This is a genomic window from Dorea amylophila (genome assembly GCF_025567265.1).
GTDB lineage: Bacteria > Bacillota > Clostridia > Lachnospirales > Lachnospiraceae > Dorea_A > Dorea_A amylophila.
Genome location: NZ_JAOQJW010000028.1, coordinates 16,646 through 35,897 on the forward strand (window position 1 = coordinate 16,646; position 19,252 = coordinate 35,897).

Annotated in this window: 21 protein-coding genes; all 21 read left to right on the plus strand. The window is 47.3% G+C overall.

The genetic code is table 11. The annotated features are described in order from the left end of the window. Window position 1 precedes the first annotated feature (1 nt). The 21 genes from OCV72_RS14955 (at window position 2) to OCV72_RS15055 (ending at window position 19,251) form a co-directional block, all read left to right on the plus strand. Window positions 2-961 (plus strand): amidoligase family protein, encoded by a 960-nt coding sequence (locus OCV72_RS14955; RefSeq protein WP_004848397.1) that lies wholly within the window; start codon window positions 2-4, stop codon window positions 959-961. 10 nt (window positions 962-971) lie between these two features. Beyond that, window positions 972-1,469 (plus strand): gamma-glutamylcyclotransferase family protein, encoded by a 498-nt coding sequence (locus OCV72_RS14960; protein ID WP_055056416.1) that lies wholly within the window; start codon window positions 972-974, stop codon window positions 1,467-1,469. Window positions 1,470-1,523: 54 nt separating this feature from the next. After that, on the plus strand, window positions 1,524-5,906 hold the full coding sequence (locus OCV72_RS14965; RefSeq protein WP_055056417.1) for a SpaA isopeptide-forming pilin-related protein: 4,383 nt from the start codon (window positions 1,524-1,526) through the stop codon (window positions 5,904-5,906). After that, window positions 5,884-6,672 carry a class B sortase gene (locus OCV72_RS14970; RefSeq protein ID WP_055284623.1) on the plus strand — a complete coding sequence of 263 codons (789 nt, stop codon included), beginning with the start codon at window positions 5,884-5,886 and terminating at the stop codon, window positions 6,670-6,672. The genes OCV72_RS14965 and OCV72_RS14970 overlap by 23 nt, the downstream gene beginning before the upstream one ends. Further along, window positions 6,669-6,866: a hypothetical protein gene (locus OCV72_RS14975; RefSeq protein ID WP_044998325.1), complete on the plus strand. Its 198-nt coding sequence runs from the start codon at window positions 6,669-6,671 to the stop codon at window positions 6,864-6,866. The genes OCV72_RS14970 and OCV72_RS14975 overlap by 4 nt, the downstream gene beginning before the upstream one ends. Window positions 6,867-7,214: 348 nt before the next feature. Then, entirely contained in the window at window positions 7,215-7,412 is a 198-nt protein-coding gene (locus OCV72_RS14980; RefSeq protein WP_044998327.1) for a hypothetical protein, read from the plus strand. A gap of 19 nt (window positions 7,413-7,431) precedes the next feature. After that, window positions 7,432-7,620 carry a UPF0175 family protein gene (locus OCV72_RS14985; protein WP_044998333.1) on the plus strand — a complete coding sequence of 63 codons (189 nt, stop codon included), beginning with the start codon at window positions 7,432-7,434 and terminating at the stop codon, window positions 7,618-7,620. A 275-nt stretch (window positions 7,621-7,895) separates the two neighbouring features. After that, window positions 7,896-8,417 carry a type II toxin-antitoxin system PemK/MazF family toxin gene (locus OCV72_RS14990; protein ID WP_004848409.1) on the plus strand — a complete coding sequence of 174 codons (522 nt, stop codon included), beginning with the start codon at window positions 7,896-7,898 and terminating at the stop codon, window positions 8,415-8,417. 283 nt (window positions 8,418-8,700) lie between these two features. Beyond that, on the plus strand, window positions 8,701-9,867 hold the full coding sequence (gene metK, locus OCV72_RS14995) for a methionine adenosyltransferase (protein ID WP_055284625.1): 1,167 nt from the start codon (window positions 8,701-8,703) through the stop codon (window positions 9,865-9,867). Next, a complete protein-coding gene (locus OCV72_RS15000) occupies window positions 9,867-10,835 on the plus strand; it encodes a DUF3991 and TOPRIM domain-containing protein (protein WP_055056419.1) in 969 nt (322 codons plus the stop codon). The genes metK and OCV72_RS15000 overlap by 1 nt, the downstream gene beginning before the upstream one ends. A gap of 5 nt (window positions 10,836-10,840) precedes the next feature. Further along, window positions 10,841-11,614, plus strand: a complete 774-nt coding sequence (locus OCV72_RS15005) for a hypothetical protein (protein ID WP_055056420.1) — start codon at window positions 10,841-10,843, stop codon at window positions 11,612-11,614. Between the two features lie 104 nt (window positions 11,615-11,718). Further along, window positions 11,719-12,525 carry a DNA-methyltransferase gene (locus OCV72_RS15010; protein ID WP_330376629.1) on the plus strand — a complete coding sequence of 269 codons (807 nt, stop codon included), beginning with the start codon at window positions 11,719-11,721 and terminating at the stop codon, window positions 12,523-12,525. Window positions 12,526-12,606: 81 nt separating this feature from the next. Then, window positions 12,607-12,933, plus strand: coding sequence for a DUF7768 domain-containing protein (locus OCV72_RS15015; RefSeq protein ID WP_009268837.1), 327 nt, complete (start codon window positions 12,607-12,609; stop codon window positions 12,931-12,933). A gap of 126 nt (window positions 12,934-13,059) precedes the next feature. Next, window positions 13,060-13,437: a hypothetical protein gene (locus OCV72_RS15020; RefSeq protein WP_009248016.1), complete on the plus strand. Its 378-nt coding sequence runs from the start codon at window positions 13,060-13,062 to the stop codon at window positions 13,435-13,437. Window positions 13,438-13,445: 8 nt separating this feature from the next. Further along, window positions 13,446-13,754 (plus strand): plasmid mobilization protein, encoded by a 309-nt coding sequence (locus tag OCV72_RS15025; RefSeq protein ID WP_009248015.1) that lies wholly within the window; start codon window positions 13,446-13,448, stop codon window positions 13,752-13,754. Further along, window positions 13,755-15,029 carry a relaxase/mobilization nuclease domain-containing protein gene (locus tag OCV72_RS15030; RefSeq protein WP_009248014.1) on the plus strand — a complete coding sequence of 425 codons (1,275 nt, stop codon included), beginning with the start codon at window positions 13,755-13,757 and terminating at the stop codon, window positions 15,027-15,029. 14 nt (window positions 15,030-15,043) lie between these two features. Further along, complete coding sequence (locus OCV72_RS15035) at window positions 15,044-15,844, plus strand: PcfB family protein (protein WP_055056422.1); 801 nt, start codon at window positions 15,044-15,046, stop codon at window positions 15,842-15,844. 6 nt (window positions 15,845-15,850) lie between these two features. Continuing rightward, window positions 15,851-16,801, plus strand: a complete 951-nt coding sequence (locus tag OCV72_RS15040; RefSeq protein ID WP_055056423.1) for an ArdC-like ssDNA-binding domain-containing protein — start codon at window positions 15,851-15,853, stop codon at window positions 16,799-16,801. A 51-nt stretch (window positions 16,802-16,852) separates the two neighbouring features. Then, entirely contained in the window at window positions 16,853-17,194 is a 342-nt protein-coding gene (locus OCV72_RS15045; protein ID WP_242859275.1) for a hypothetical protein, read from the plus strand. 18 nt (window positions 17,195-17,212) lie between these two features. Beyond that, on the plus strand, window positions 17,213-17,491 hold the full coding sequence (locus OCV72_RS15050) for a DUF4314 domain-containing protein (protein WP_055056425.1): 279 nt from the start codon (window positions 17,213-17,215) through the stop codon (window positions 17,489-17,491). A 29-nt stretch (window positions 17,492-17,520) separates the two neighbouring features. Beyond that, the gene (locus OCV72_RS15055) at window positions 17,521-19,251 is read left to right on the plus strand and encodes a VirD4-like conjugal transfer protein, CD1115 family (RefSeq protein ID WP_416795056.1); all 1,731 of its coding nucleotides are present in this window, start codon (window positions 17,521-17,523) and stop codon (window positions 19,249-19,251) included. The last annotated feature ends 1 nt before the right edge of the window (window position 19,252 follow it).

Consider the following 19,252-nt stretch of genomic DNA (forward strand, 5'->3'; position numbering starts at 1 on the left):
TATGGCAATTGGAATTCAGGATCAATATTTCGGTACAGAGATTGAGATGACAGGGATCACCAGGCAGAGGGCTGCGGAGAAAGTAGCAGAACTGTTTGGAACAAGGGCAGTTTGCGACGGTGGATATTATGGGGTCTGGTCTGTGACAGATCAGGAAGGAAAGAAATGGAAGTTCATGTATGATGGAAGCATTTATACGGAACGCAGGGAGCGTGGACGCATGGTTCGTGCTGGAAGTGAATACAGCACCGAAATGGTCAGTCCGAAATTGTCCTATGGAGAAATGGGAAAGCTGCAGGAAGTGGTGCGGTGTCTCAGGCATCATGGGGCGAAGGTAAATGCATCTTGCGGGCAGCATGTGCATGTGGACGCTTCTAACCATACTCCAAGAAGCCTCAAAAATGCTATGACCATTATGTATTCCAAAGAGGATATCCTGTTCAAGGCATTGAAGGTACAGACATCAAGAGAACAGGAGTATTGCCAGAAGGTACGCCCTATTGTGCTGGAGAAGATCCGCCGGATGCCAAACAACACCATTTCCATGGAAAAGTTGAAACGGGTATGGTATGAGGGCAGGGACGGAAGCAATAGTCATTATGACAGCACCCGGTACTATGCGTTGAACCTTCATGCAGTATTTTCCAAAGGAACTTTGGAGTGGAGATGTTTTGAGAGTACCCTCCATGCAGGAAAAGTGCGGGCAAATATCACTTTGGCTCTTGCCATCTCTGCCCAGGCCATCAATCAGAAATGTACCCAGATGCGGAAAACGGAGATTACAGAGAATCCGGCATTTACCTTCCGTACTTTTTTATTGCGGCTGGGACTCATTGGACCGGAATATAAGAATGTCCGGGAACATCTGCTTGCCAATCTGGAGGGTGACAGAGCATGGAGATATGACCGCAGTACCTATGAATGTTTGAATCGAAATCATCGGGCAGAGGATGCCCGTTAGGAGGTAAGAGATGAAAGAAACCTATTATTTTGCCTATGGCAGCAACATGAACTTAGACCAGATGGCGTACCGCTGTCCGGCAGCTTCCGTAGTGGAGAATGTCAAGCTGGAGGGATACCGCCTGACCTTTTGTGGCAGGGGAAAAGGATGCGGTGTTGCCACTATTTTGCCGGAAGAGGGCAGCCAGGTGGAAGGGGTGCTTTGGAAGATCACACCGGAGTGTGAAAAAAGCCTGGACTTTTATGAAGGGTATCCCCACCTGTATGGGAAGGAGCCTGTTTTTGTTCAGGGAAAGGATGGTGTGAAACGGGAAGTCATGGCATATACCATGAATGCACCCTATAAGGATCAGCCTGCCATCCCCTCGGATCTTTATTTTATGGGGATCGTGGAAGGCTGCCATCAGAATGGGATTTCCAGCCGATCTGTGACCGATGCGCTAAAGCGTACCAGACAGGAAGTGGGAAAGCAAAAAGCCAGTCACAAGAAAACAGAAGTCAGTAGATAACAAAGCCACAGGGGAAAGCCTCTGCGGTATTTTTAACGAAAAAAGGAGAATGCAATGAAGAGCAGAAATATCAAAACAAGACTTGCAGCTTTTGGGCTCGCACTGCTTATGGGGCTTAGTCCGCTTGGGAACTTAGCGGATGTCCATGCGGCAGAAACAAAAAATCCGTCAGAGCCAGTGACGGAGAGCGCAGAAATATCTGAAACGGAACAGACAGAGGAAGTTTCAGAAGCTGCGAAACATTTGGTAACAGCAGAAGATATCACGAAAGATATTTCCGACAAGGATTTTATGGTAGAGACTTGTATGGAAGGCATCCATTACAATCCGGAAAAAGAGGATGTTACGTTAGAGCGTATTGAAGCGGAAGATGGAGGGAGCTACCATCCTGACCAGGAAGGAACTTATATCGCAACCTACTGGGTTGTGCCAAAGGATGCGCGTGACAGCTATTCTGTGAGCAGAAAGATCATCCTGACGGATACGGAAGGGCAGGCTCATACAGAAGAAAATGGCGGTCAGAAACAGAAGGAGGATACGAATTCTGAAGAAGATTCGGAGACGCCTGTGCAGGAAATCCCGGATGTGGAAGTGACGGTATCCGGGGAAGATGCGGATGCACAGGCAGCAAGGGAACTGGAAGAAAAGATTGAGGATGGGGAAGTGATGATGCTTTCCGGTGCGGAAAATACTTTCCGAGCAAGGGAAACCGTACATCTGGAAAAAGGAGAGACCATCTACTATCCAAGTTATATTGGAAATTACTTAACCTGCTGGTTTACGGTCAATGGAAAGATCGCTTACTGTCTGGAATCCCATCGTTTCTCACCGCCGAGTGGTGACTATGTGGCACAGGTACTGGACAGCAATAAGAACTTGCAGAAGGTGCTGTATTATGGTTATGGCGGTGCCGGGGATATTACAGGTAGTTATCTGTCCGGGAAAAGTGCAGAAGAGAAATATGTATATACCCACATCGCAGCCAGCTATGCCTATGCAGGTGAGGCAGGATTTACAGGATGTAAGTATGAAGACCTGGTAAACGTAGGCGTGATCGCCTATATTGACCACCTGTTTGCTATGGAAGAGCCGTCGAAGGGAGAAATTTCTCTTTCCAAGACTTCTGTAAAAGCAGTCCGAAATGGAAATGTACAGAAAACACCGGATATCACATTGTCCGGGGATCACCGAAACTACATTTCAGTCCATGTACCAAAAGACATCACCATTTATAACAAGACAAAGGGAACTTCCGCAGAGAATGGTGCGCTGAAGATCTATGGCGGGGATACCTTTTATTTGACTGCCCCAATGCTTCATACTGGAAAATATTCCTCCGGGGAGCTGCATGGTTCTGTAGGGGAAACCTGGAGAACACTGATATTATCCACAGGAAACAGCAATCAGGACATTGGAGTCTTTGAATCGGAGAAAGCCAATCCAGTAAGTTTTACGGTAGACTGGCTGGAGATGACAAGGATCGAGCTTTTCAAACAGGATGCGGATACCAAGAATCCTTTAGACGGTGCAGTGTATGGCATTTATACAGACAGCAAGTGTGAGCATCTTTTGATGGAAATGCCAGTCACTGGGGAAGAGGGAAAAGCAGTCAGTGATTATTTTGAGGTAGCCATCAAAACAGTATATGTGAAAGAGATTAAGGCTCCGGACAAGTATGCACAGAGTGATGTGATCCATAAGGTGGATGTGGAAGCCGGAAAGACGGTCACCATCTCAGCAACTGATGAGAGGGTACGAGGCGCTGTCCATATCCAAAAGTTCGATAAGGAGACACAGGCCTTTCTTCCCCAGGGGGATAGTTCCCTTGCCGGGGCTGTGTATGGTCTGTATGCCAGAGAGGATATCGTCCACCCGGATGGAAAGACGGGGGTTCTGTTCAAAAAAGACAGCCTCATCGCACAGGGCGTGATCAAGGAGGATGGTACCTTAGATTTTTCCGAATTGTATCTGGGAAAAATGTATGTGAAAGAGATCACTCCGCCGGAAGGCTATACGGTAGATCCAATAGAGTATGAGGTGGACCTTGCTTACGAAGGACAGGAAGTGGCAGAGGTAACCAGGGACCTGACGGTACAGGAACAGGTGAAAAAGCAGGCGTTCCAGCTGATCAAGATCAGCGAAGATGGAGACCAGACAGAAACAGACCTTGTGGAAGGGGCAGGATTTAAAGTGTATTTAGTCAGCAACCTGTCCAAAGTAAAGAGTGGGGAACTACAGCCATCCAATGGCGAGCAGCTTACTGCGGAAGATTTCCGAGGTTATGATTTCAGTAAGGAAGAGGTGGCAGTGACCTATGTGGATGGCAAGGCTGTCCCGGTATCGGAGCTTATTACAGATAAAAAAGGATATGCCCTCAGTCCGGAGCTTCCGTATGGTCTTTATGTGGTAGAGGAAAGCACTGTACCGGAGAACTTGAAAGCCATCGATCCGTTTTTGGTGAAGGTTGATGAGGACAGCAGAGAACCGATGGTATGGAGGATCTTCGATGACCGTCCATTTGAGTTTTTGTTAAAGATCGTGAAAAAGGATGCACAGACAGGCAATCCGGTTTTAAAAGCAGGCGCTTCCTATAAAATCTTTGACATGGAAAAAGAGGAATATGTAGAGCAGACGGTATTCTATCCGAAGAAAGAGACCATCAGCGTTTTTAAGACCAATGAGGAAGGCTATCTGGTAACACCGGAAGAATTGAAATGTTCTACTTACCGGATTGAAGAAGTAAAAGCACCGGAAGGGTTTGTAAGACAGGGATATGAGAGTTCCTTGTATGAAGGGGAAACAATAATTTCTCCATTGGAAGTGACCGGAAAAGGCAGTTACAAAGAGAACCCAAAAGAGGGAATTGTGATCACGGTTTCTTCCGATACCGCCCATCAGATCGATCCCGATACCGGGGCAGTCATCGTGGAAGCCTGGCAGCCAAACGATGAGCAGGTGGGCAGCCTGACACTGACCAAAACCGGAGAACAGCCAGTGGAAGTGAAGGGGGATTCCCTGCTTGCAAAGGCAAAGAGACTGGCAGGAAAGATCAAAGATGCAGTGACCGGAGAGGATACCGATACCGGAGTGTTCCATGATTTTGTCTATGAAGAATCCGGTGTGGAAGGGGCAACCTTTGAACTGTATGCCAAGGACACCATTTATTCCCCGGACGGAGCAAAGGATGAGCAGGGCAATCCGGTCATCCGTTATGAAAAAGACGATCTGGTGGCAACTTTGGTCACAGATAAGGAAGGAAAAGCAGTGGTGAACAATCTTCCATTGGGCTCTTATTATCTGAAAGAAACCATAGCAGGCGACCATTTCGTATTGAACCCGGAACAGAAAGAATTTACCCTGACCGCAGAGGATGATACTCAGGCAGTGGTTTATGAAGGGGTTGCTTATAAAAATGAGCGACAGAAGATTTCCATTTCTGTAGAAAAGAAGGATGCAGTCACAGAAGAGAAGCTGGAAGGCGTGATCTTTGGATTGTATGCAAAAGAAGATATCCTCTCCCAGCAGGGTGAGGTTCTTGTAGAAAAGGACACGCTGCTGGAGAAGAAAGCAACGGATGAGAAGGGACAGCTTACCTTTGACAGCGACCTCTATCATGGAAAATATTATGTGAAAGAGGAAGTGAGAAAGCCGGGGTATCTTCCAAATGAGGAAATCTGGGAGATCGATGCCTCTTACACAGACCAGAACCTTGCAGAAATCAAGCTGACAAAAGAAGTGGAAAATCAGCCAACGAAAAGCCAGTTTACAAAAACCGATGCCACAACCGGGGAAGAACTGGAAGGGGTGAAGCTTCAGATCATCGACCAGGATGGCAACATTGTAGAGGAGTGGATCAGCACAAAAGAACCGCACGTAGTCTATGGACTGCCAGAGGGAACATATACGCTCCATGAAGAACTGCCGCCTTATGCAGAAGGGTATGTGTCTGCGGAAGATATTGAGTTTGAAGTAAAGGAAGATGGCAGTGTGACCAAGGTGGAAATGAAGGATACCTATTCCAAAGTGGAAATCTCCAAAACAGACCTCACCACCGGAAAGGAACTGGAAGGAGCCAAGCTTCAGATCTTAAATAAGGATGGTGAAGTTTTGGAAGAGTGGGTAACAGATGGCAAACCGCATCTGGTAGAGAAACTTCCGGTAGGGGAAGAATTGATCCTGCGTGAGATCACAGCGCCGGAAGGCTATGAGATCGCAGAAGATGTGAAGTTTACACTGGAAGATACCATGGAAGTCCAGAAGGTGGAAATGAAGGATGCAAGGACACTGGAAACTCCGGGTGTACCGCAGACAGGAGATGACCACTGGAAACCAATCCTTCTGTTTGCACTTTTAGGTGTATCAGCAGCCGGACTCATGGCAACCATGCTCTATAAGAAGAGACATAAAAAAGCAGATGAAGCGAAAAAAGAAGAATAAGCTGTGGATGCTGCAGGCAGTCTTGTGTGCTGTCTGTATCCTCAGTGCGGCACTAATTTATCATGATTATGTGGCGATTCCCCGGCAGAACCGAGAACTGGTGGAAGAGTTAAAAACCTGCTTCCCGGAGGACATCCCTCGGGGCGGGGGCTCTCCAGGAGAGAAAGAGGAACAGGCTGGAAGAGAACCGGAAGTGTCTGCCGTTGACCTTCAATCCCTCCAGCGCCGGTATCCGGGTGTTCGTGGCTGGCTTACGATCCCAGAGGTTGGGATCGATTATCCGGTCATGCAGAGCAGCCGGGAAGAGCCGGAGTATTATCTGCGGAGGGATTACCGGGGAAACTACGACATCAATGGGAGTTTGTTCCTCCAGGCAGACTGTATTTTGGGAGAATCAAAGAATCTGACCATTTACGGTCACAACATGAACAGCGGGGCGATGTTCGGGAATCTGGACCGGTACGCCGCCTATGATTACTGGAAAGCACATCCAAGGGTGTTCTTTCAGACGCCGGAAGGCATGGAAGAGTACCAGATAGCGGCAGTATTGAAAGCTGATGTGTCCATGTTCGACTTCCAGCAGGCATCTTTTCACATTCCGAAGGAATTGGAGGCTTATGTAGCGCAGGCGAAAGCGCTGTCGCTGTTTGAAACAGGGGTAGCTGGTGCAGGTTGTGAGACAACCCTGACGCTGGTAACCTGTTCTTATGAGTGGAAGGAGGCCCGGAACATCCTTGTGGCAGTAAAAGCAGAACCTGAAAGGTGAAAAGTGTTCAAAGATGGGTACTTTCTTCAGCTCTCTGGATGTATCATGGGGTACTCTGGATCACTCTCCTGCCGGAAGTGTTCAAAAGTACCCGAAAAGTGCAGAATGTGAGACAAGGTGCAACGGGAAGTGGCGATGCGGAACGAAAAGTGTTCGAAGTTAAGGGATGTGCAACAGGTCGTGGCATCTTGTAATATTGGGAAGTGTTCAAAGGCAGGTGCTTTTCCAGCTCTTTGGTGGCTTTCCCGAACCGTATATTCCGGGGAGTGTTTGAAAGTACCCGAAAAGTGCGGAATGTGAGACGCAACTGCAAGCAAAAGACAGAACGATAACCTAAAAGTGTTCAAGGTTGCGGGATGTGCAACGGAACGTGGACAGGTGTAGTGTCGGAATGTGTTCAAAGATGGGAACTTTTGCAGCTATCTGGATGTAGCGTCCAGTTATCTGAAATATATTTTCAAGAAGTATTTAAAAATAGAAAAGCTCTGTTCATTTGTCTGAAAAAGCGTTACAATCATTTCAGAAAGACAGGGAGGTGTTCCATGAATCAGAAAGAAAAAACAGAGTGTATGGGTTTCGATGGAATGCAGAAAATGAACGGTGCTATTAATGCCGATCTCATGACTGTGGAAGAGATTCATCAGAAGCTGGAAGCAGGATATAAGGATATGGAAAGAGGAAGAGTGCGGGAAGCATCGGAGGCTTTTACAGAATTTCGACAGAGATATGAAGTCAGATAAAGGTGAAAGGGGGAAGAGCATGCAGGTTGTCATCGAGATACCCAAAGAAGTATTGTACGATACAAAGCAAACAATAGAACAAGCAACAGACTTTGCAAAAAGAGCAACTGCATTGGGATTTTATAAAGAGTATGGAGTATCTGTGGAATTGTGTTCTCGGATTGTTGGTATCACAGAGGAAGAATTTCTGTCAGAAGTGAAACATTAATCTGTATGATAGCCAAAGCCGATATGTGAAATACAGAAGCATTTGTTCTTGACAAGTGTGTCAGAAGCGATTACACTATGCCTAGTGATCGCACTACGGAAACTTGCGAAGCCCGTAGTCCGGGGAGACTCCTACGGGGGTCTTTTCGTTATTAAGGGATAGATGAGAGAGGACTTTTTGTGGCATGGAAACTCGTTGGAAAGTCTAAAAAATAGTTGAAGATACACATGAGGCGAATTATAATGAATCTTATCAAATATGAGTAGGTGATACGAATGAATCAAGAAGCACAGGAATATTATAATATTGCCAGTTGGACAAAGGATAAAGTAAATTACAATCGGATATCAAAATTTAATACGAATAAGCACAGACAGGTTTTACATGGACAAATATGGTTTTGTGATTTAGGCTATAACGTAGGAACGGAAAAGAATAAAATGCGTCCGGTATTGGTGATGTCTAATAATAAAATCAATAATTCCGAAAAAGTGGTAGTGGTATGTATTACCGATGCAAAAGGAAAGGTAAATGCACGATGTCTACCAATTCAGGATTCATGGTTTTTGTTATATTCTGATACAGAAGATGAAGAAAAACAAGTCATTCCGGGAAGAACGATACCAGCGTCTATGCATACTTATGAATTTTTGGATAAAGACAGTATGATTCAATGTGAAGAGATACGTGCAGTTAGTAAGTCAAGGCTGGATGCGAACCGAGGATGTATTGGGACTTTAACACCGGAAGATTTTAATCTTGTAAAAGGAAAATTCAAAAGAGCATACAACCTGTAAAAATGTGACTGCTAAAAATTTGTTGACAAAGAGAAGGCAGTTGCATATAATAAAGAGGAACAGAGATACTATGATTAAGTCCCACACTTGAGCAATCAAGATACAGTGGGTGCTTTATAAATGTTTAAACGAAGCCGTAGGACCGCAAGGTATAGCTTCTGGAGGCTCCCCAGTTTTATCTGGGGAGTTTTTCTTTGGAAAAATTTGTGATAACAGAAAAATAGAGACAAAACATCAGGCAGGATATGTTCCCGTAAAAAGGAAGGTATCCTGCTTTTTTTGCATGAAAGAGAGAAAATTTTATACAGCAGAAGCAGTAACTGAAGGGCATCCAGACAAAGTGTGCGACCAGATCGCAGATGCAATCCTGGATGTGTGTCTGAAAAATGATGCGAATTCTAAGGTGGCTTGTGAGGTGCTTGCCACGAAGGGAACTGTCATTGTGGCAGGAGAGATCACCAGCGCCTATGAACCGGATGTGTTTGGTGTAATCAAAAAAGTATTGTCTGAGGTGGGATATTCCAGCGAAGGAGTTGCCATGAATACGTTTGTCCATCAGCAGAGTCCGGACATTACCAATGCGGTCAGGGAATCCAAAGAAAAAAGGGAAGGGGTGTCTGACAATCAAATGGATTGGTTTCAAGGTGCCGGGGATCAGGGCGTCATGATCGGATATGCCTGTGATGAGACGCCGCAGCTTATGCCTATGCCTGTGGTGCTTGCAAATAGGATTGTCCGGGAACTGTCTGCCTGTAGAAGAAGCAGCTATATTGAAGGGATCTGCCCGGATGGGAAAGCACAGGTGACGGTAGAGTATGAGGATGGGAAGCCTGTCCGTCTGGATAGTGTGGTTGTATCCTGTCAGCATATGGAAGATAAGAATCTGAAGAAACTGGAAGCAGAGATCCGAAAAAAGGTGCTTCTTCCGGCACTTCGTTTTCTTCCACCGGATGAAGATACAAAGATACTTATCAATCCATCCGGACGTTTTGTCTGCGGAGGCATGGAGGCAGATACGGGACTGACTGGGAGAAAGTTGATGGTAGACAGTTATGGCAGCATGGTTCCCCATGGCGGTGGGGCATTTTCCGGAAAGGATTGTTCAAAAGTGGACCGTTCTGGGGCATATATGGCAAGGTATATTGCAAAAAATATGGTCGCAGCCGGACTTGCCAGCAGATGTCAGGTTTCCCTTGCCTACGCCATAGGTGTTGCCCAGCCTGTTATGGTTCAGGTAGATACGTTTGGCACAGGAAAAGTGTGTGCGGATGACTGTCTGGAAATGGCGATCCCTTTGGTGTTTGGACTGACACCAAAGCAGATCGTAGATACGCTGCGCCTTACCCGTCCTATTTTCCGACAGACAGCAGCCTTTGGACATTTTGGAAGAAAGGAACTGCCATGGGAGCGCACCGATAAGGTAGAACAGCTCCGTAATACGGTGATCTGATGGCTTGGGTTACGGAAGAAGAGTATCAGGCAGCCAAGCAGGTGCGGGCATATGAGTATTTGCAGACATACCAACCGGGAAGGCTGAAAAAGACAAGGACAAGAAACGAATGGCAGCTTCAGGACCATGACAGTTTTAAGATCAATGAGATCACCAGTAAATGGCATTGGAAATCCAGGGATATCGGTGGAATGTCTGCCCTCCGGTTTTTGATGCAGGTAGATGGCATGGGATATACGGAAGCCGTAAAGATCTTGTGTGAGCAGACGCCTGTGTATGTTCCCAGAGCAGAACCAGCGCCTAAAAAGAAGCCCTTTGCCCTGCCCCTGCCCAATGATAATTTTTACCGGGTGCGGAGATATTTGAACCAAAGGGGAATCCGGGATGAGGTACTGGATTACTGTGTGCAGCTCGGAATCCTGTATGAGAGTGCCCCCTATCATAACGCTGTTTTTGTTGGCATGGATGAACAGGGACATGCAAGGTATGCGTTCCTGCGGGGAATCTATGACAATCGGGGAAAGAGTTTCCGGATGGAACAGGAAGGCAGTGAAAAACAATACAGCTTTTGTGTTCCGCCCCTTGGGAAAAGCTGCCGGGTGGCAGTATATGAAGCCTGTATTGATGCCCTGGCTCATATGACACTGGAAGGGAATGCGGATAAATACCGATTGTCTTTGGGCGGTGTCACTGCACCGAAGGAAGGAACCGGGCAGAACGTCAGAAAGATGAAAATACCAGATGCATTGGAACATTTTTTGAAACAGCATCCGGAGGTGACGGAGATAGAGATCTGCACCGATCATGATTTTGCCGGACGATGGGCGTGTGAACAGCTAAAAGAGCGTTATGAAAAAGAATATGCTGTTTTCTGCAATCTGCCCCCAATAGAGGGTGCTGATTATGGCGACCTGGCAAAGCAGGCGTGGGAAAAACAGCAGAAACATCGAAGAGAACGTGGGAGGTGAAGCGAATGGAAGATACCATAAAAATAGAATTGTTGACACCACTGACAGGGAATTTCACGTCCAGAGAATTGGAAAGGCAGTGGGAAGAGGGGGAATACGAGTACGATGTTTATGAGGGACTGCCATTGGAAGGAACAGACTTGTCACAGTATGAATCGGAGATCAAAGAAGCAATCGAAAAATATAATGCCATTGGAAATGAGGAAGGAAAGCCCTGCAATTTAATGGATTATTTTGATGGCAGTGCAGCCATCAAAGAGAAAGTGATCAGTGCAATCCCTTCAGTGAAACAAAAAGAGGGTGTTTTGTATGGATGTACTACTTTGGAATTGACTACATTTTTAGAACAGCCGGAAACAGAAGAACTGTATGAATATGTTACCGGGCAGTATAGTGACGGATGGGGAGAAGGGTTTGAACAGCAGGAAATCCAAGTCGGAGATGGAGAAATCTATGTTCATTTTTGGCAGAGCGGTGACTATGAAATTCAGATCAGTGATCCCGATTATCAACAGAAGGAAACGGAAATGAGACGTCCGAAGATGCAGCTTGTGGGACAGGATGGAAATGTGTTTTCTATTCTGGCAAGGGCAAATAAACTGCTTCAGGCAAATGGGCAGAGACAAGAGGCAAAAGAAATGATTGCACGTGTCCAAAAATCAGAGAACTATTATCAGGCTCTTTATATCATCAGTGAATATGTAGAGACGGAATTGAGTGAAGATTTTCAGAAAGCCACCAAGCCGCCAAAGAAACGTGGGAAGGAAGAATGCCGATGAAGTTCGCTTTTGCCATATCATAAAAGATATGGGAAGAAAAAATAGCAGAAACCGATAAAAAAGATAAGAAACAGCCAAAGCGCTGATAAGAAAGGATGATGCCTATGGAGAATACCCTGCAGTTAGGGAACTTATTGAAAGAAGGAACATACCCAGAGGAATATACCGGAGGGGAGAAGTGGACAATCCTGCATGGAGATACGCTGAAACTGGTGAAGGCATTTCAGCCGGGAATTTTTGATGCAGTGATCACCGATCCGCCGTATGCGTCCGGGGGAACGAAGCAGAATGAAAGAAACCGTACTACCAATCAGAAATACAGCAGTATGAAGGCTGAAAATGCCTTGCCGGATTTTGATGGGGATAACAAGGATCAGCGTTCCTGGACACACTGGATGGCAGAGTGGCTTTACGATGTGCGGAAAGCCTGCAAGATCGGAGCTCCTATCTGTCTTTTTATTGACTGGAGACAATACCCGTCCATTACCGATGCCCTTCAGTGGGCAGGTTGGATCTGGAGAGGTACAGCGGTGTGGGATAAAGGAAACTCTCGTCCGCAGAAGGGACGTTTCCGCCAGCAGGCTGAATATATTGTGTGGGGCAGTAACGGACCGATGCCTATCAGCCGTCCGGTGTCCTGTCTTCCCGGTGTGTTCCGCTATGGAAATCCCCAGAACCGTATCCATGTGACAGAGAAGCCTTTGCAGCTTATGAAAGATGTGATCCAGATTTGCGAGCCAGGTGGAAGGATCTTAGACCCCTTTGCCGGAGCTGGGACAACCATCCTTGCAGCCGTAGAGGAAGGATATGAGGCAGTGGGCATCGAGGTAACGGATGCTTATTATAAGCTGGGAAGTGACCGGGTGAAGTTTGCACTGGAAGCAAAGGAAAAAGAAGAAGGCGAGAAATAGCAAGGGCATCCACATGGATGTCCAAATTTATTTCAGAAGAAGAAAGGTGCATCCACATGGATGCAGGAAAGGAGTGAGGCGATGGAACAGGCGATGGCGTATGTGTGCTGTCCGGCAGAAGAAAGCAGGGTAAAAGTGCAGAGATACTGCCGGAAGATTTATGAACTGGGGTATGTACCGATTTGTCCGAGGTTTGGGTTTCTGCCATTTTTGGATGAAGGGGAAGCGGAGGATCAGCAGGCATATAACCGGATGTCCCACTTGATCTTAAAACGGTGCCGGATGGTGGTGGTCTGTGGAAAAGAAGTGACCGGAACGATGAATACAGATATCAGCACTGCTGACCGACTGCATATCATCTGCACCACACTGGATGGTTTGATCAAGATCAAAGAAAATGAATCGTAATCGATTTTATAAGGAAGAGTCGATTGGAATCGATGGAACTGGTTTTGCAAGCATAGCGTTTGGATATCCAAACGCACTTTGGGGAGAACCCCAATCCCCCGGCAGTCGAGAAAGGAGAGAAGTGAAATGTTTTTTGCAGGAATGGCTCTTGGGGCAATGGCAGGTGCAGCCTTTGGCATTGGACTGATGTGCTGTGTGGTTGCCGGAAAGAGAGAAGATCAGCAGATGGAGCAGATGCGGATACGCAGACAGAAACAGGGAGAACCAAAACAGATCCAGTTCCGAGATATGGAAGGGACAAAGCGGTTCATCCTTTTGGATGGGGAAAGTCTTTGCATGATGGCAGAGGACGGAACGAAAGAGATTGGGCTTTGCCGCTTTGTGGATGAAAAGCAGGTAGATGTGAATGGGCAGGTCTGGGAGATCGGGGAATTCCTCTGGCAGATGGAACGCAGGGGAATTCAGGTGTATCCCTTAGAGACAGCAGAAAAGAAGAAAAGGTAGGTGGTTGAATGAGAAAACGAAACCATGTAGTTCCTGTCCGTCTGAATGCGAAAGAACTTCGCCATCTGGATGGGCAGGTAGCAAAGAGTGGACTAAGCAGGGAGGAATTTTTACGTTCTCTGATCTTAGGTGCACAACTGCAGACAAAGCCCTGTGAGCATCACGCAGAACTTCTTCGAAAAATCGCGGGGCTTTGCAACAATGCGAACCAGCTGGCTCATGTCGCCAATGGAACAGGGAGGGCAGGGGAAGCCAGCATACAGGAAATGCTCCGGATTTCAAAAGAGACCTGGCGTCTGGTGAAAGAGGAATGGTAGATGGCATATACCAGCGTTCTCCCCGTCCACCGCCTGGACCGTTCCATTGAATATGTGAAAGACCGGGCAAAGACAACCAAGAGTGCCGGATCCCTGGAAGAAGCCATTGATTATGCATTAAACCGGGAAAAGACGGAACAGACCATTTTTGAAGATGCCATTGGGTGTACCTGTGAGAATGCCTATGTGGACATGGTAAAGACAAAAGAGCGTTTCCATAAAAAAGAAGGGGTACAGGGATACCATTTGGTACAGAGTTTTGCGGAAGGGGAAGTATCTCCGGAACTGGCACATCTTATTGGACAGGAACTGGCAGAGCAGCTTTTGAAAGGGCAGTATGAGGTCGTGATCACTACTCACTTGAATACGAAGCATTACCATAATCATCTGGTGTGGAATTCAGTGAGTATGGTAGATGGGAGAAAATACCACAGCAATGCCAAAAGTTATTTTACCGAGGTACGTCAGATTTCCGACCAATTATGCAGAAAATATGGTCTTTCGGTGATCCAGACGAATCAGGGAAAAGCCATGCATTATGCCCAGTGGAAAGCAGAAGCAGAAGGGAAGCCTACCTGGAGGACTGCCATCCGCATGGATATCCGGGATGCCATTGGCGTGAGCTTTTCCTGGAGTCAGTTTATAAAAGAAATGGAGAAGCGGGGCTATACCTGGAAGCTGAACCGGAAGTATCCGGCATTAAAGACGCCGGATATGGAGAGGTATGTCCGTCTGCGTTCCTTGGGAAAGGGCTATGGGGAGGCAGAGATCTGGGAGAAGATCCTGCGTCCAAAGATCCAGCAGGTGTATGGAAACACACAGGTGCAGTTTCCAAAGAGGAAACTTACCGGACTTCAAAAGCTGTATTTTTCTTATCTGTATCGGATGGGAGTGCTTCAGCAGAAGCCGAAACGGATTTCTTATGCGGTCCGTGCCGATATCCGAAAACTGGATCTGCGCATCCGGCAGATGGAGTTTTTGCAAAAAGAAGGGATCAACACCAGGGAAGAGCTGGTAGCATACCGGAAACCTTTGGAGGAACAGGTACTTTCCTTGATGAAGGAGAGAAGAATGCTATACCGAAAAGAACCGAGAAGTATGCGCCTTCAGGAGATCAACGGGGAATTAAAAGAACTTCGGAAGAAGATCCGTTTAAGCCAGCAGATCGAGATCCAGTCGAAAGAGATGGAAGAGAGGTTAAAACGGACAAAGGAACAGGAGAAGGTACAGGAATCGTCTGGGAAACAACGAAGGGAAGAAGAACGGAAGCGGTAAGGAGGTGAGAGCGTATGAACTATGGCGGTGATGCGGCAGATCAGATCGTCCGGTATTCCATGGAAGGCATGGAACACACGTTACGGATCAGCGGGAGCGTTGCAAAGAATCTGGCGGTGCTGATCGTTGCGGTGATGAAGGACCAGAAAAAGACCAGGGGAAAGACCAACCTGCTTCGGATGTTAAAGGAACAGCGGGCAATGAAATTTTTCACCATTCCCCATGACAGGCTGCGGGAGTTTGCCGGGGAAGCCAAATCCAGGGGACTGTTGTATGTGGTCATCCGGGATAAGAAGAATCCCCAGTTTTCCGAGATCATGGTGTTTGCCGATGATGCGGCAAAGGTGAACCGGGTGCTGGACAAGATGAATCTGGACTTTGTAAAATCCGAAGCCGGTGAAGCGGTTGTGGAACAAGCGCCAGTCCGGGAAGGAGAGCGTGTGATCGATGCAGAGTTTACCGAGAAAACCGAAGCAAAAGAAGAACTTCCGGTAAAGACCGAAAAGGTGGTGCTGCCGGAAGGGACCATTGAGTTTGAACTGGATGAAGAAGAGCATTTGTTTGATGTAGGGGAAGTTTCTCCTTCGAGGGAAAATTTTACCCAGGCGGAGAAGGCAGAGAATCTGTCCGAACCTTCCTCGCACAACAGCGCTTCTTTTTCCGGGCAGGAAACTAGCTGGAAAGGGGACAAGCCCTCTGTCCGGCAGGAACTAAAGAAGATTGAAGCCGAGCAGAAACAGCGCAGGCAGACACAGAAGAGTCGGAGAAAACCGAGAAACCAGCAGAGAAAAAAGAAAAAAGTGAAAGGCAGGTAAGGCGATATGGATTTAACGAGTATGATCCCCAATGGAGCAGGGGAAGAACAGGCGGTAGAGCAGCGTCTGTCAAAAGAAGAGTATGCAGCCATGAAAAAACAGCAGAGGGAAGAAGTGTGGGCAGAGGTTGACGCCCAGGCGCAGGCAGTGTTCCAAAATGGAGAATCTTTAAAAGGATTCTTGGATTTTATGGCACAGTGCAACACCCAGAAAACGCCCAATCTTCTGCTGATTTACGGACAGAATCCACAGGCAACCGTGGTAAAGTCTTATGATTACTGGAATGCAGAGAACCGTTCCCCAAAATCCGGGGTGCATGGATACACCTATATGGTCAGTACGGAATATGAAAAAGACGGAGAGATGCGGACAGGCTATACCATCAGTAAGGGCTTTGACATCAGCCAGATGAGTGGGAAACCGTTGGAGGAACGTCCGCAGCGTTCCATGGAAGAACTGATTCATGCAGTTTTAAAGGATCAGCCAGTGCGGATGCAGATCGCAGACAATCTGCCGGAGGGCATCCAGGCACAGTATATCCCAAAACAGCGCACAGTCTATGTGCGTAATGGCATGGATGAGAATACAACGTTCCATGCAGTAAACCGGGAACTGGCGTGTGCAGCATTAGACCAGCATGATGGGAATTATGTCAGGAAGAAAGTCAATGCCCAGGCATACTGCGCCGCCTATGTGATTGGTAAGCGGTATGGAGCAGAGGTGTCCGGTTTCCAGTTTGGAAAAGTGGCAGAGATGCAGGCGAATGGGCAGAAAGATCCCCAGGAACTGCGTGGCTTTTTAAATGATGTGCGTCAGGCAGCCTATACCATCCGCAACCATATGGAACGGAACTTCGGGGAACAGGAGCAGACTTTTACGAAGGATGATTTTTCCTTTGAGGAACCGCCAAAGCAGACACCGAAGAAGGAGAAAAAAGAGAAACAGCCGGAGCGGTAAGTTCTGAAAGAAGTTCCGTCTTTGGGATAGCTATTGTGGGGGTCTTGTGGTATGTTGGGTGTAACAAAGGAGGTGCCGAAGATGGCAGATTACTATTTGAAAACAGACAACATCATGAAAAACATGTTTACGGTGGCACTCAAAGATGAGTTAGCAGCCCAGAGTCAGATGGGAAAGGTTCGCCCTGCGACAGAGGCAATGCTGCAGAAAGTCCGTTCCTATGAACTTTCCGAGAAAAGGCTTCCCATCACCATAGAGGAACAACGGGAACTTCGCAATGCCCTCAATCGGCTGCGGGACAAGTATCTGGACATGGGCAGATACAGCGATGGCATTGACAGCGTGATCTTGAAGGTCATGAAACCAAACACCAGCAGGCGCTTCTTCTGGTAGCAGAAGGGAGGGATGTCTATGAGGATGTATAATCAAAAACAAGTGGAACAATTACGAAAGCGGTATCCGAAAGGAACAAGGCTCTGCCTGGACTTTATGGATGAGGCAGGGATGCCGCCGGGATTGCAGGGAACGGTAGCATTTATCGATGATGCCGGACAGATTCACATGCATTGGGAGAATGGGCGGAGTCTTGCCATTGTTCCCGGTGTGGATTCTTTTCATAGGGTAGACGGACCAGCAAACGAAGTGCCAAAAGACGAAAAAGCGAAGAAGGAGCGAAGCCTGCAGAGGTAGCATGCAAACGTTCTGACCTTTGGGTATGGCTGCTGTTTCTGCCCGTTGTCTGGTGGGCAGGCGCGATCACTGCCTGTGCTACCGAACCGGATACGAATTTATTACAAATCTTACAAGTGCTGACCGAAAAACTGGATCAGCCATTTTCTATTACCTATACACCGTACACGCTGCGGTGTGTGTTTACATTCACAATCGCCTATGTGTTAGGCATCGGTATTTATTACTCCCAGAAGAGAAATTATCGAAGAGGGGTGGAGCATGGCTCTGCCAAGTGGGGCGATGCAGCTTCCATCTGCAAGCGTTATCGGGACAAGCGGTACACCCAAAATCTCATTTTAACCCAGAACTTCCGTATGGGGCTGGACTGTTATAAACACAAACGCAATTTAAATGTATTGGTTGTGGGTGGCTCCGGCGCGGGAAAAAGCCGGGCATACGCCGTAGTCAACATCATGCAGTGCAACTGTTCCATGGTGATCACCGATCCAAAGGGAGAGCTTCTGCGGAAAACCGGAGGGCTGCTGGAGCGGGAAGGGTATGAAGTGCGGGTGTTTGATCTCATCAACCCGGAAACATCCTTTTGTTACAATCCTTTTGCCTATGTACGGGATGATAAGGATGTGCTAAAGCTCATCAACAACCTGATCCGAAACACCACCCCGAAGGGGGCGCAGAGTTCGGATCCGTTTTGGGAGAAAAGCGAAACCGCGCTGTTGCAGGCACTGATGCTGTATCTGTTACATGAAGCGCCGCCGGAGGAACAAAACTTCTCCATGATTATGGAAATGTTAGGTTCTGCCCAGGTGAAAGAGGATGATGAGGAATACCAGTCGCCTTTGGATATCCTGTTTGAACGACTGGAGATGCGCAATCCGGAAAGTATTGCAGTCAAGCAGTATGCCATTTACAAACAGGCGGCTGGAAAAACTGCCAAGTCCATCCTGATTTCCGTAGGTGTCCGTTTGGCAGCGTTCAACTTAAAACAGATTGCCAATTTAACCTGTACCGATGAACTGGATCTTTACAGCATCGGGGAGAAAAAGGTGGCGCTGTTTTGTTGTATCCCGGATGCGGATACCAGCCTCAATTATCTGGTAGGTATGATTTACAGTAACCTGTTCCAGACCCTTTATTATGTGGCAGACCGGAAATACCATGGGAAACTGCCGATCCCGGTACACTGCATCATGGATGAGTGGCCCAATGTGGCATTGCCGGATGATTTTGACAAACTTCTGGCAACCATGCGGTCGCGCGCAATTTCCTGCAGTATCATTATTCAGAACATCGCCCAGATGAAAGCTCTGTTTAAGGACAGCTGGGAAAGTCTCATAGGAAATTGCGATGAATTTTTATACCTGGGCGGGAATGAAAAAGAGGGGCATAAATATGTCTCAGAACTACTGGGAAAAGAAACGCTGGATACCAATACCTACGGGCAGACCAAGGGAAGAAGCGGAAGTTATTCTGTGAATTTCCAACAGTCTGGAAGGGAACTTCTTACCCCGGATGAAGTGCGGCTTTTGGATAACCGGAAAGCGGTGCTGCTGGTGCGTGGGGAGCGTCCCATTTTGGATGAGAAATATGATCTGCATAAGCATGTGAATGTGAAATATACCGAGGATGGCGGTGCGCCTCCATATGATTATGCGAAAGCACCGCTGTCCCATGAAGATGTAACCATTGATACCAGGAGACTGGATGATTATGAACTGCTCTCAGCTGAGGAAATCCTCGGAGGGGAGCAGTCTTTTTGAT

What these genes read in the sequence shown, in the direction of transcription:
- OCV72_RS14955 (WP_004848397.1), top strand. Translation starts at nt 2, where the DNA reads ATGGCAATTGGAATTCAGGATCAATATTTCGGTACAGAGATTGAGATG.
- OCV72_RS14960 (WP_055056416.1), top strand. Translation starts at nt 972, where the DNA reads ATGAAAGAAACCTATTATTTTGCCTATGGCAGCAACATGAACTTAGAC.
- OCV72_RS14965 (WP_055056417.1), top strand. Translation starts at nt 1,524, where the DNA reads ATGAAGAGCAGAAATATCAAAACAAGACTTGCAGCTTTTGGGCTCGCA.
- OCV72_RS14970 (WP_055284623.1), top strand. Translation starts at nt 5,884, where the DNA reads ATGAAGCGAAAAAAGAAGAATAAGCTGTGGATGCTGCAGGCAGTCTTG.
- OCV72_RS14980 (WP_044998327.1), top strand. Translation starts at nt 7,215, where the DNA reads ATGAATCAGAAAGAAAAAACAGAGTGTATGGGTTTCGATGGAATGCAG.
- OCV72_RS14985 (WP_044998333.1), top strand. Translation starts at nt 7,432, where the DNA reads ATGCAGGTTGTCATCGAGATACCCAAAGAAGTATTGTACGATACAAAG.
- OCV72_RS14990 (WP_004848409.1), top strand. Translation starts at nt 7,896, where the DNA reads ATGAATCAAGAAGCACAGGAATATTATAATATTGCCAGTTGGACAAAG.
- metK (WP_055284625.1), top strand. Translation starts at nt 8,701, where the DNA reads ATGAAAGAGAGAAAATTTTATACAGCAGAAGCAGTAACTGAAGGGCAT.
- OCV72_RS15000 (WP_055056419.1), top strand. Translation starts at nt 9,867, where the DNA reads ATGGCTTGGGTTACGGAAGAAGAGTATCAGGCAGCCAAGCAGGTGCGG.
- OCV72_RS15005 (WP_055056420.1), top strand. Translation starts at nt 10,841, where the DNA reads ATGGAAGATACCATAAAAATAGAATTGTTGACACCACTGACAGGGAAT.
- OCV72_RS15010 (WP_330376629.1), top strand. Translation starts at nt 11,719, where the DNA reads ATGGAGAATACCCTGCAGTTAGGGAACTTATTGAAAGAAGGAACATAC.
- OCV72_RS15015 (WP_009268837.1), top strand. Translation starts at nt 12,607, where the DNA reads ATGGAACAGGCGATGGCGTATGTGTGCTGTCCGGCAGAAGAAAGCAGG.
- OCV72_RS15020 (WP_009248016.1), top strand. Translation starts at nt 13,060, where the DNA reads ATGTTTTTTGCAGGAATGGCTCTTGGGGCAATGGCAGGTGCAGCCTTT.
- OCV72_RS15025 (WP_009248015.1), top strand. Translation starts at nt 13,446, where the DNA reads ATGAGAAAACGAAACCATGTAGTTCCTGTCCGTCTGAATGCGAAAGAA.
- OCV72_RS15030 (WP_009248014.1), top strand. Translation starts at nt 13,755, where the DNA reads ATGGCATATACCAGCGTTCTCCCCGTCCACCGCCTGGACCGTTCCATT.
- OCV72_RS15035 (WP_055056422.1), top strand. Translation starts at nt 15,044, where the DNA reads ATGAACTATGGCGGTGATGCGGCAGATCAGATCGTCCGGTATTCCATG.
- OCV72_RS15040 (WP_055056423.1), top strand. Translation starts at nt 15,851, where the DNA reads ATGGATTTAACGAGTATGATCCCCAATGGAGCAGGGGAAGAACAGGCG.
- OCV72_RS15045 (WP_242859275.1), top strand. Translation starts at nt 16,853, where the DNA reads ATGTTGGGTGTAACAAAGGAGGTGCCGAAGATGGCAGATTACTATTTG.
- OCV72_RS15050 (WP_055056425.1), top strand. Translation starts at nt 17,213, where the DNA reads ATGAGGATGTATAATCAAAAACAAGTGGAACAATTACGAAAGCGGTAT.